This is a genomic window from Aeromicrobium marinum DSM 15272 (assembly GCF_000160775.2).
Lineage (GTDB): Bacteria > Actinomycetota > Actinomycetes > Propionibacteriales > Nocardioidaceae > Aeromicrobium > Aeromicrobium marinum.
In genome coordinates this window covers 503,508-514,572 of sequence record NZ_CM001024.1, presented here as the reverse complement: position 1 = coordinate 514,572, position 11,065 = coordinate 503,508, and the positions used below count along the sequence as shown (strand labels likewise).

The 11,065-nt window shown below is 72.9% G+C and carries 9 protein-coding genes; 3 read left to right on the top strand and 6 right to left on the bottom strand.

Annotation, left to right across the window (positions count from 1 at the left end; genetic code table 11):
• The first annotated feature begins 72 nt into the window (after positions 1 to 72).
• Positions 73 to 315: a mycoredoxin gene (locus tag HMPREF0063_RS02810; RefSeq protein ID WP_007077136.1), complete on the top strand. Its 243-nt coding sequence runs from the start codon at positions 73 to 75 to the stop codon at positions 313 to 315.
• Between the two features lie 23 nt (positions 316 to 338).
• Here the strand turns inward: HMPREF0063_RS02810 and nudC are convergent, their stop codons facing one another.
• The 5 genes from nudC to moeZ all read right to left on the bottom strand — a co-directional run bounded on the left by nudC (position 339) and on the right by moeZ (position 9,095).
• Positions 339 to 1,208: an NAD(+) diphosphatase gene (gene nudC, locus HMPREF0063_RS02805; protein WP_007077135.1), complete on the bottom strand. Its 870-nt coding sequence runs from the start codon at positions 1,206 to 1,208 to the stop codon at positions 339 to 341.
• A 24-nt stretch (positions 1,209 to 1,232) separates the two neighbouring features.
• Positions 1,233 to 4,376: an ATP-dependent helicase gene (locus tag HMPREF0063_RS02800; RefSeq protein ID WP_007077134.1), complete on the bottom strand. Its 3,144-nt coding sequence runs from the start codon at positions 4,374 to 4,376 to the stop codon at positions 1,233 to 1,235.
• Positions 4,373 to 7,516, bottom strand: a complete 3,144-nt coding sequence (locus HMPREF0063_RS02795) for an ATP-dependent helicase (protein WP_050760892.1) — start codon at positions 7,514 to 7,516, stop codon at positions 4,373 to 4,375. Before HMPREF0063_RS02795 ends, HMPREF0063_RS02800 begins: the two co-directional genes overlap by 4 nt.
• Positions 7,517 to 7,529: 13 nt before the next feature.
• On the bottom strand, positions 7,530 to 7,832 hold the full coding sequence (locus HMPREF0063_RS02790) for an MGMT family protein (RefSeq protein ID WP_007077132.1): 303 nt from the start codon (positions 7,830 to 7,832) through the stop codon (positions 7,530 to 7,532).
• 90 nt (positions 7,833 to 7,922) lie between these two features.
• Positions 7,923 to 9,095, bottom strand: a complete 1,173-nt coding sequence (gene moeZ, locus HMPREF0063_RS02785; protein WP_007077131.1) for an adenylyltransferase/sulfurtransferase MoeZ — start codon at positions 9,093 to 9,095, stop codon at positions 7,923 to 7,925.
• Between the two features lie 176 nt (positions 9,096 to 9,271).
• Between moeZ and HMPREF0063_RS02780 the strand changes: the two genes are divergently transcribed.
• Positions 9,272 to 9,907 (top strand): TetR/AcrR family transcriptional regulator, encoded by a 636-nt coding sequence (locus tag HMPREF0063_RS02780; protein ID WP_040320457.1) that lies wholly within the window; start codon positions 9,272 to 9,274, stop codon positions 9,905 to 9,907.
• 29 nt (positions 9,908 to 9,936) lie between these two features.
• Positions 9,937 to 10,170: a DUF3107 domain-containing protein gene (locus HMPREF0063_RS02775; RefSeq protein WP_007077129.1), complete on the top strand. Its 234-nt coding sequence runs from the start codon at positions 9,937 to 9,939 to the stop codon at positions 10,168 to 10,170.
• 105 nt (positions 10,171 to 10,275) lie between these two features.
• Here the strand turns inward: HMPREF0063_RS02775 and HMPREF0063_RS02770 are convergent, their stop codons facing one another.
• Positions 10,276 to 10,956 carry a ferritin-like fold-containing protein gene (locus HMPREF0063_RS02770; RefSeq protein ID WP_007077128.1) on the bottom strand — a complete coding sequence of 227 codons (681 nt, stop codon included), beginning with the start codon at positions 10,954 to 10,956 and terminating at the stop codon, positions 10,276 to 10,278.
• Between the last annotated feature and the right edge of the window lie 109 nt (positions 10,957 to 11,065).

Sequence of the window (11,065 nt, the reverse complement as noted above, 5' to 3'; positions counted from 1 at the left end):
CAGGTGCGTCGGGCGGAATGCGATGGCGTCGGGCAGGGTTGACCCCAGCGTAGACGTCGAAGGAGACACTCCATGTCCAGCCAGTTCACGATGTACTCGACCCCGTGGTGCGGCTACTGCCACCGGCTGAAGAGCCAGCTCGCCCGTGAGGGGATCGAGTTCGACGAGGTCGACATCGAGGCCGTCCCCGAAGCCGCCGCGATCGTCGAGAAGGCCAACGGCGGCAACCAGACGGTGCCGACGCTGGTGTTCCCCGACGGGTCGGCCCTGACCAACCCGTCCGTGGCGCAGATCAAGGCCCAGCTGGCCTCCTGACCCCGGCCCCAGCCGGTGCCGGCTCACCAGTGGCCGGGGATCGACCCGCCGTGCCACGTCTCGATGAGCCACCGCGAGATCGAGACGTACGGCGGCGGGAGCACCAGTTCGCCGGACTCCCCCAGCACGGTGAGCTCCTCGCGGGTCACCCACCGGGCCTCGGCGATCTCGTGCTCGTCGACGACGATCTCGGTGGTCTCGGCGACGCCGAAGAACCCCAGCATCAGGCTGGACGGGAACGGCCAGGGCTGGCTCGCGGCGTACCGGACCTCGCCGACCGTGACGCCCACCTCCTCGGCGACCTCGCGGCGCACTGCGTCCTCGAGGTTCTCCCCCGGCTCGACGAACCCGGCCAGGGTCGAGAACCGGCCGGCCGGCCACGCCGCCTGGCGGCCCAGGAGCGCCCGGTCCTCGGCGTCGGTGACCAGCATGATGACGGCCGGGTCGGTCCGCGGGAAGTGGTCGGTGCCGCAGCTCGTGCAGTGCCTCAGGTGTCCTGCGGCCCGTACCTCGGTCGCGGCGCCGCACCGAGGACAGAACGGGTGCGAGCCGAGCCAGCGGGCCATCGCGACGGCATGGATCGCCAACGACAGCTCTGCCGCGCCCAGCAGCGGCGCGAGGACCCGCAGGCTGACCGGGGCCAGGTCCGCGGGCACCCGGTCGACCACGACCGCGGCGTGCTGACGTCCGTCCTGCTCGCCGAGGTGGATCCAGGTGCCCTCGGGCGCCTCGGCCAGACCCATCCACCGCACCGCCGGGCCGTCGACGGTGGCGACGTGCTCGCCGCCCAGCACCATCACCCGGGGGTCGGCCTCACGCCACCGGTCGTCGGCGCGCAGGTGTCCGGCGCGATCGTGGCGGGTGCGGTCGAAGGCGAAACCGGATCGGGTCACCGGCTCAGGCTAGCCGGGCCGTCGTCATCCTCCGAGCAGCCGCTCCAGCTCGGGTCGGCCCGGCAGGTCGTCGTGGCGCACCACCTGGTCGAGCCGCACGTAGACGAACGTGCCGACGACCCGGTCGACGGGCACGTCGTGCTTCTCGGCCCAGGCCAACCGGTACACCGCGAGCTGGAGCGGATCGGCCGTGGCGGCGCGGTTGGTCTTCCAGTCGACGACCTCGTAGCCGTCGGTGCCGTCGGGCAGCGTCGTGGTGAAGACGGCGTCGATCCGGCCGATCAGCCGCTGTGCGCCGAGGTGCAGGGTGAACCCCTCCTCGATCGACACCGGCTCGCGACCCGCGTACGGACCGGCCTCGAACGCCGCCTTCATCGCGGCCAGGTCGGCGTCGTCGCTGATGTCGGTGTCGCCGCGGCCCGGGAGGTCCGACGGGTCCAGCAGCAGGCCCTGCTGGTTCGGCAGGTAGGTGGACTCGATCCACGCGTGGAAGGAGGTGCCGAACCGCGCGGCGCGCGACGGTCGGCGGGGGCGGGGTCGGGCCAGGTCGCGGGCGAACGCGTCGGCGTCGGCCGCCCACGCCATGGCCTGGGTGGCGCTGAGCGCGGACGGCAGGGTGACCTCCACGACCGGGTCGGCGACCCGCTCGGCCTCGGCAAGCAGCAGGTCGAGCTCGGTGGCCAGGTCGGCGTGCACGGGGTGCACGTCGGGCGGTGGGCCATCCGCGGCCATCCGACGCCGGACCTCGGCCGCGAGCTCCCTGCGGGGCTGCATCCCGTCGACCGGGTGCGGCCACGCGTGGCGCACCGTCTCGCCCAGCGGGTTGGGCTCGTCGTCGGCCGGCTCCGGCGACCAGACCTCGGGCTCGCAGCCGGATGCCACGCTCCACTCGTGGGCGTCGGCGAGGAAGCGAGAGACGCCGCGCGGCCGCTTCTGGGTCCGACCCCACCGGTGACCGCTCAGGTGCAACCGGTGCCGTGCGCGGGTGAAGGCGACGTAGGCCAGCCGCACCTCCTCCATCATCGACTCCTGGGCGGACTCCTGCTTGTAGCGGGCGACGCCGGCGGTGGTGAACTCCGTGAGGTCGGCGAGGCTGTCGCCGTCACCCCGCAGCGACACCGGCAGGGCCCGGGCGACACCGGTCCAGCGGTCGCGCGACCGGCCCGACGGGAACACCCCGTCGGCCAGGAAGGGGACGAACACCTCGTCGTACTCCAGCCCCTTCGACTTGTGGACCGTGAGCACCTTGACCGAGTTGGCCTCCGACGGCGTGCTGACGTCGAGCCCGTCGGCGTAGTCGCGCTCGGCCTGCAGGTAGGCCATCAGTCCCCCGAGCGAGGCGTGGGGGTCGTCTCCGGCGTAGCGGGCCACGGCGTCGTGCAGCTGCGTCAGGTTGTCGGTGCCGACGCCCTCGACGTCGAGCTCGACGTCGAGCTGCAGGTCGCGCACCACCCGGTGCACCAGGTCGACGAGGGGCTCGTGCGCATGACGCCGGAGCCGGGCGAGGAACTGCGCGATCTCGCCCAGCCGCTGCCGGGCCTCCGGCGAGTACGGCGCCGGGCCGGGATCGGCCACCGCCTCGGCGAGCGAGACGACCTCGGTGGGGTCGACGCCGGCGGTGGCGCGCTCCAGCTCGTGCGCGAGCACCGCGTCGACGTCCCCGGCATCGGGGTCCTCCCGCGTGCGCGCCGACTCGCTGAGCCGGCGGGCGCGACGCCCCAGCAGGGCCAGGTCGCGGTCACCGATCCGCCACCGGGGACCGGCCAGCAGCCGCAGCATCGACGGGTTGGCGGTCATGTCGTCGAGGACCTCGAGCACGGCGAGGACGTCGAGCACCTCCGGCTGGGCCAGCAGCCCGGTGAGGCCGACGATCTCGACGGGAACCTCGCGGGCTCGCAGCGCCTGCACGATCTCGGCGTTCTCGGCCCCGTTGCGCACCAGGACGCCGATCTCGTTCCACTGCGGCGGGTCGTGCCGGCGCCCGGCCTCGCGCACGGCGTCGGCCACGGCGGCGATCTCGTCGGCGACGGTGCGGTGCAACGCGACGGTGACCTCGCCCTCGGGGTTGTCGGGCGCGGCCCGCAGCGGCTGCACCACGTCGGAGGACGCGTAGAAGTCGCGCGCCGCGTGACCGGCGATGTCGATGATGCGGTGCCCGCACCGCCGGCTGACCGCCAGGCTGAAGGGGCGGACGCGCTCGACACCCGCGGGGGTGAACTGCTCGATGAAGCCCTCGAGGTTGCCCGTGGCTGCGCCCCGCCATCCGTAGATGCCCTGGGCCGGGTCGCCCACGGCGGTGATGCGGCCCTGGAAGAGGGCGGCCAGCAGGTCGCGCTGGGCCACCGAGGTGTCCTGGTACTCGTCGAGCAGCACCACGTCGTACCGCCCGCCGAGGTCGTCGGACACCTCCGGCAGGCGGGCCAGCTCGGTGCCCCACGCCATCTGGTCGGAGAAGTCCATGACACCGGCCTCGGCCTTCGCCGCGCGGTAGCGGTCGACGAGCCCGCTGAGCTCGATCCGCTTGGCAGCGGTGGCGGCGACGTCGCGGTGCAGCTTCAGCGGCTTGTCGGCCGCGGCCATCTCGGCAACGACCGCATGGTCGTGCAGGCGCAGCTGCTCGGTGGTGACCAGGTGCTCGGAGAGCTGGCCGTCGAGCGCGAGGACGTCACCCACCACCGACGGCAGGTGGGTCGAGACGTGCTGCAGGGGGTGGTCCACCCGGCGGAGCACCCGGACGACCAGCTGGTGACGTCGGGCGTCGGTCAGCACCCGCAGGTCCGGCTCCAGTCCGAGGCGCAGACCGTGCTCGGCGATGAGCCGGCCGGCGAAGGCGTGGTAGGTCGAGATGGTCGGTTCACCGGCGTCGCCCATGTCGAGCGCCGTCGCCAGCGAGGCGCGGACCCGCCCGGCGAGCTCGGCGGCGGCCTTGGCCGTGAAGGTGAGCCCGAGGACACGTTCGGGGTCGACGCGCTCGTGGCCGACCAGCCAGACGACGCGGGCGGCCATGACCGCGGTCTTGCCCGAGCCGGCGCCCGCGATGATCGCGTGGGTGCCGTGCTGGGGCGCGGTGATGGCGGCCCGTTGCTCGTCGCTGTAGTCGATGTCGAGCACCCGGCAGAGGTGGTCGATGTCGCTGATCGGGCGGGGCGCGCCGTCGGTCGGGCTCATCGCCGGGCCCCGATGGAGAAGGTGGTGCGGGCGGGGCAGACGACCTCGAACTCGCAGAACGTGCACGTGTCGGGAGTGGCCGCGAGCTCCTCGGTGCGCATCGTGTGCACCGCCTGCCGCACCAGGTCGTGCACGAAGGACGCCGTCGGGTCGGCCGGAGCGGGCTGCACCTGCACCTTCGGGGCGTCGGGCGTGGCGCTGCCCGCCGGGATGCGCAGCTGCACCAGCTCGCTGCCCCCGACCTCGTGGTGCCCCTCGATGCCCTCGGTCGCGATCGCCAGCTGGTAGACACCCAGCTGGGGGTGCTGCAGCACCTCCGCGGCCGCGGGAGCGTGCTTGCTGTTCTTGAAGTCGACGATGTGGACCCGGCCCTCGGCATCGAGCTCGACCCGGTCCATCGACCCCCGCAGCACGACGGTCTCGCCGTCGACCACCAGCTCGGCCCGGAACTCGTGCTCGGCGGCCAGGGGGGTGCGGGCGTTGGCGGCGTGCCACGTGGCGAACCGCGCCAAGGCCTGGTGCGCCTCGGCGCGCTCGCGCTCGCCGATCCAGGCGGTCTCGTGCCCGAGCCTGTGCCACACCGCGTCGAGGTGCGCCTGCAGCTCGGCGGCGGTCGGCCGCTCGAGCCCGCGGCGCACCACGTCGGCGGCCACGGCGTGCACCACCAGGCCGAAGCCCTGCGCCGTGGACGACCCCCGCGATCCGTTCGCCTCGCTGGACAGGAACCACTTGAGCGAGCAGCCCGTGATGCTGGTGATGCTGGAACCCGAGAGCCCCAGCGACTGCTCGGGGTCACGCAACGGCGCCTCCGAGCGGGTCGGGTCCACCAGGCCCCACCACGTGTCGGGGTGCGCGACCCGGGCGTTCGGCGAGCCGTGACCGGCGATGCGGGCCAACAGCCCGGCAGCGGAGGCCCGGACCTCGGGGTCGGGGTCGGCGGCGCAGCGCCGCAGCGCCGTGATGACCGACCGCAACGACATCGGCCGGGAGGGTCGACCCAGCCGGGACTCGACGCCGAAGCCGTGGTCGCTCCCGGCCGCGGCCAGCTCCGCGACGAACCGGCTGGGGCCCTCGGCCTCGGCCGATCCGGGGTCGACCGCCGTGACGACCAGCCGCTCGCCGGCCCGCGTGAGCGCGACGTACAGCACCCGACGTTCCTCGTGCAGACGGTCGCGGGCCGTGACCGGGGACCCGTCCAGCAGGTCGGGTCGCAGCAGCGACGGTCGGGCGGTCAGGTTCGGCCAGATGTCCTCCTGCACGCCGGCGACGACCACGACGGGCCACTCCAGACCCTTGGCGCGGTGCGCCGTCATCAGCCGGACCGCAGCAGGGCGGGCCGTGCTGTCGGCCAGCCGGTCGGCCGGCAGCTGCTGCGACCTGAGGTCGGCGAGGAAGGCCTGCACCGTGCGGCGGGTGTGCCGCTCCTCCGACCGTGCCGCATGGTGGAACAGCGCCACCACGGCGTCGAGATCGCGGTCGGCGGCCGCACGGTCGGCGCCTCCGGACTCCCAGGCCAGATCGAGCCGGCGCGGCCAGTCGGTGCCGTCCCACAGCTCCCACAGGACCTGCTCGGGGGGTTCGCGTCGCTGCACCAGGTCCGCCGCGCGGGCGAGCAGCTCGGCCAGGCGTCGGGCGGCCGGGTCGAGTTCGTGATCGCCCGCGTGCAGGCCGGAGACCGCACGCGCCAGCAGCACACGGGAGGGGGTCTCGCGGTCGGTGTCGCGCAGACGGCGGGCGAAGGACCGCAGGTCGGGTGCATCCATCCCGGCCAGCGGTCCGGTGAGCAGGGTGTGCGCGAGCTCGGGCTCCAGCTCCTCGCCGCGGGCGAGCCGGTCGGCCGCGCCGAGCGCACCCAGCAGGACCCGGACGGCCGGTTCGGCGACCAGTGGGATCTCGTCGCCGGCGACCTCGCACGGCACGTCGGCGGCGACGAGGGCCCGGTGCAGCCGGTCGAGCTGCGCCGACGTGCGGACCAGCACGGCCAGGTCGGACCACGGCCGCCCGCCCTCGAGGTGCTCACGGCGCAACAGCTGGGCGATGTGCTCGACCTCGGCGGCGGGAGTGGCGAAGGTGAGGATCTCGACCTCGCCCTCGCTCGCCGCGACGCACGCGAGGTCGCGGTGCTGACGGACCACCTCGACGGGGAGCCCCCCGGGCTGCCCGGGCGGCAGCACCGCGGTGGCCGCAGCCCGGATCCGCGGCCCGAACCGCCGGGTCGTGCGCAACGCGCGCACCTCGGCGCCCTCGAAGTGGTCGGTGAAGCGGGCCATGTTCGCGACGTCGGCACCACGGAAGCCGTAGACGGACTGGTCGTGGTCGCCCACGGCCACCAGCTGCTGGGCGGGTCCGACCAGCTTGCGCAGCACCTCGACCTGCAGGGTGTCGGTGTCCTGGTACTCGTCGACGACGACCAGCCGCAGGTCGTGCCGGACCGCCGCCGAGGCCTCCGGGTCGTCGAGCAACGCCGACGCGCGGACCACCAGCTCGGCGTAGTCGGTGAGGTTCTGCGCGTCCGTGACGGCGCCGTACTCCTCCAGCGCATCGGCGACCCGGGCCCAGGCGGGCCGGTCGAGATCGGCCGCGAGCCGGCGCAGGTCGTCGGTGGTGCGTCCGCCGGAGGCGAGAGAGCTCAGGAAACCGCCGACCTCGGTGGCGAATCCTCGGGTGCGCAGGGCCGGCCGCAGACCGGCGGGCCAGGTGGACGGATCGTGACCGGCCAGCAGCTCGGCGAGCACCGCGTCCTGCTCGGCGGCGGTCATCAGCGTCGGCGGGGCGGCGAACTCCTCGGGATCGGCGAACTGCCGGACCAGGGCGTAGCACCAGGCGTGGAAGGTCATCGCCCGCACCGGTGCCGCGGTGCCGCCCAGACGAGCGGCGACCCGGGCGCGCATCTCCTCGGCGGCCTTGCGGCTGAACGTCAGCATCAGCACCTGGTCGGGCTGCACCTCGTCGTGGCCGATGCGGTCGGCCACCAGCTCGACGAGGGTGGTGGTCTTGCCGGTGCCGGGGCCGGCCAGGACCAGCAGGGGCGCGCCGCGGTGGTCGACCACGGCCCGCTGGTCGGGGTCGAGCCGCGGAGCGGACGCCGAGGCGCGCTCGGGCCGGCGGAGCCGGAACTGCGGGGCGGTGGGGTCGGGCACGTCGCCCATCGAATCAGAGACCACCGACAGGGTGGTCCGCGACGGCGCGGGCGACGTCGACCCGACCGCGCCGCACCGGCGTGCCCTCGTCCTTCCAGCGTTGCTGGGCCTCGATCATGAGGTGGGGCGGGAGGCTGCCGTCGGCACGGACGACCCGCCACCAGCAGACGGCCTCACCGTCGCGCGCCATCACCCCGCCCACCTGGCGCGGACCGCCGCGGCCCACGGCGTCGGCGATCAGGCCGTAGGTGAGCACGCGGCCGACCGGGATCGACTCGACGACCGCCAGCACCTGCTCGGTGAACTCACCGTCCATGCCGGCCCCCTCCCCCGCTGGGAGTGACGTTTCGGCCCTGATTCACCGGAATTCGGGGCAGAATCGTCACTCCCAGCGTGAAGGTGAGGGTCAGTAGGTCGGTTGGCTGGGATCGATCTGGTTGACCCAGGCGACGACGCCGCCGCCGACGTGCACCGCGTCGGCGTAGCCGGCGCCCTTCAGCACCGCGAGCGCCTCGGCCGAGCGCACCCCGGACTTGCAGTACAGGACGATCTGCTCGTCGTCGGGCAGCTGCTCCAGGGCCGAACCGTTGAGGAACTCCCCCTTGGGGATCAGGACCGAGCCCGGGATCTGGTTGATCTCGTACTCGTTCGGCTCCCGCACGTCGACCAGGGTGAACCGGCGGCCGCCGTCGGCACGCTCCTTCAGCCAGCCGTCGAGCGTGACCACTGAGATCGTGGAGTCCGCGGCCGCATCGGCCGCCTCGGTGCTGATGGCACCGCAGAAGGCCTCGTAGTCGCTCATCAGCTCGGTCGGCAGCACGCCGTCGGGGTCGCGGCGGATCTTCAGGGTCGAGTACCGCATCTCGAGCGCGTCGTACACCATCAGCCGGCCGATCAGCGGGTCGCCGATGCCGGTGATGAGCTTGATCGCCTCGGTGACCATGATCGACCCGATCGAGGCGCACAGGACGCCCAGCACGCCGCCCTCGGCGCACGAGGGGACCATGCCCGGTGGCGGCGGCTCGGGGTAGAGGTCGCGGTACTGCGGTCCCTCCTGCGCCCAGAACACCGAGACCTGGCCCTCGAACCGGTAGATCGAGCCCCAGACGTACGGCTTGCCCAGGATGACCGCCGCGTCGTTGACCAGGTAGCGGGTGGCGAAGTTGTCGGTGCCGTCGACGATCAGGTCGTACTGGGAGAAGATCTCCAGCACGTTGTCGTTGTCGAGCCGCTCGTTGTGCACGATCGTCGTGACGTACGGGTTGGTCTCCGCGACCGAGGCCGCGGCCGACTCCGCCTTGGGCTTGTCGATGTCGGACTGCCCGTGGATGATCTGCCGCTGCAGGTTCGACTCGTCGACCACGTCGTCGTCGATGATGCCGAGCGTGCCGACGCCGGCCGCCGCCAGGTACAGCAGCGCGGGGCTGCCGAGTCCGCCGGCGCCGATGACCAGCACGCGAGCGTTCTTGAGTCGCTTCTGCCCGGTCATCCCGACGTCGGGGATGATCAGGTGACGGCTGTAGCGACGGACCTCGTCGATCGTCAGTTCGTCGGCGGGTTCCACGAGTGGGGCGACCACGGGTGCTCCTTCGTCGGGGGGCGGGCTGCTGCACCAGCACAACAGATCGCGGCGGCGATCTGTTCCTCCATTGTGGCGCGGTCGTCCCGAGGGGCGGTACGAGTGTCCGAACAGCGGACGTCCGACGCGTGGCCGCGGCGCGCGGCGGACTGGTGACCGACCGGTACGATCGCCGGGTGACCGACACCTCGACCGCGCGACCCCGTTCCGGACGCCTCCCCCGGTCGGCCCGCAAGGCACAGCTGCTCGAGGTCGCCCTCGAGGTGTTCGTCGAGCAGGGCTACCACGCGGCCTCCATGGACGAGATCGCCGAGCGCGCCGGGGTGTCCAAGCCCGTGCTGTACCAGCACTTCCCCGGCAAGCTCGACCTGTACCTCGCGCTGCTGGAGTCCTCGTGCGACACCGTGGTCGCCGGGGTGCGCGAGGCGCTCGCCTCCACGACCGACAACCGTCGACGGGTCCGGGCCACGATCGAGCTCTGGTACGACTACGTCGCCGGCCAGGGTGCCGCGTTCCGCCTGGTCTTCGAGTCCGACCTCACCAACGACCCGGCCGTGCGCGCCCAGCTCGACCGGGTCACCGCCGAGTCCGCCGCCGCGATCGCCGAGGTCATCGGCGAGGACACCGGGCTGGCCGAGGACGCCGCGCACCTGCTCGCGGTCGGACTCGTCGGCCTCGGACACGTCAGCGCCCGCAACTGGCTCGACACCCGCTCGTCGGTGTCCCGCGAGGACGCGGTCCAGCTCATCGCCGGGCTCGCCTGGCGGGGCATCGGTGGCTTCCCGAAGCCGTCGTCGCCCGACCCCACCTGAACCACCGTTCCCCACCGGAAGGACTGACCATGGAGGTCAAGATCGGCGTGCAGAACGCCGCCCGCGAGCTGAGTGTCGAGACCGAGAGCACGGCCGACGAGGTCCTCGAGGCCCTGAACGCCGCCCTGTCGGCGGAGTCGGTGTTCTCGATCAGCGATGCCAAGGGCCGCACCGTCGCGGTGCCGGCCGACAAGGTCGCCTACCTGTACTTCACGTCCGACACCGGCCGCCCGGTCGGCTTCGGCCTCGCCACCGGCGTCTGACGATCCCGCGGTTTCCCAGGAGATCCTGGGAAACTGTCACCTGACCCCGGTTGCAACAGGGGTCAGGTGACAGTTTCCTGTGCCAGGACGCCCCCGTCAGTCAGGTCAGGACGCGAGGCCGAGCTTGGCCATGCGCTCGGCGTGCGCCTCGGTGAGGCGGGTGAACATCCGCCCGATCGCCGCGAGGTCCATGCCCGGCGAGTCGACCCCGCCGACCAGCAGGGCGCTGAGGTCGTCGCGCTCGGCCACGACCATCTGGGCCTGGCTGAGCGCCTCGCCCATCAGCCGCCGGCCCCACAGCGCGAGCCGTCCGCCCACGCGGGGGTCGGCCTCGATGGCCCCGCGCACCGCGTCGACGACGAACTCCGACGAGCCGGTGCCGCTCATCGTGTCGAGCACCAGCTCGCGCGTCTCGGCGTCGAGGAACGCGGCGATCTCGCGGTAGAAGTCGGCCGCCAGCCCGTCGAACACGAACGCCTTGACCAGACCCTCGAGCCAGTCCGACGGCCGGGTCTTGACGTGGAAGGCGTCGAAGGTCGACCGGAAGGGCTCCATCCGGGCGTACGGGTCCTCGCCCAGGGCCACCAGGTGGTCACGCAGCTGCGCGAAGTGCCCGAACTCCGACGTGGCCATCGCGCCGATCTCGGTGGTCGTGCGCAGGTCGGGAGCCATCGCGGCGTCCTCGGCCAGTCGCATCCAGGCACCGATCTCGCCGGCGGCCAGCAGACCGAGCAGCTCGATGACGCCGGTGCGGTAGGTGGGGTCCTCCAGCGCGGGGTTGCTCATGGTTCCGCAGCGTAGCGTCCGGATCGCGGACGGCGGACGGTAGACTGCCCGGGAATCCACACGAAGTCTCAAGAATTCGAGAAGACCCTGACCACGTTCAGAGATCTGG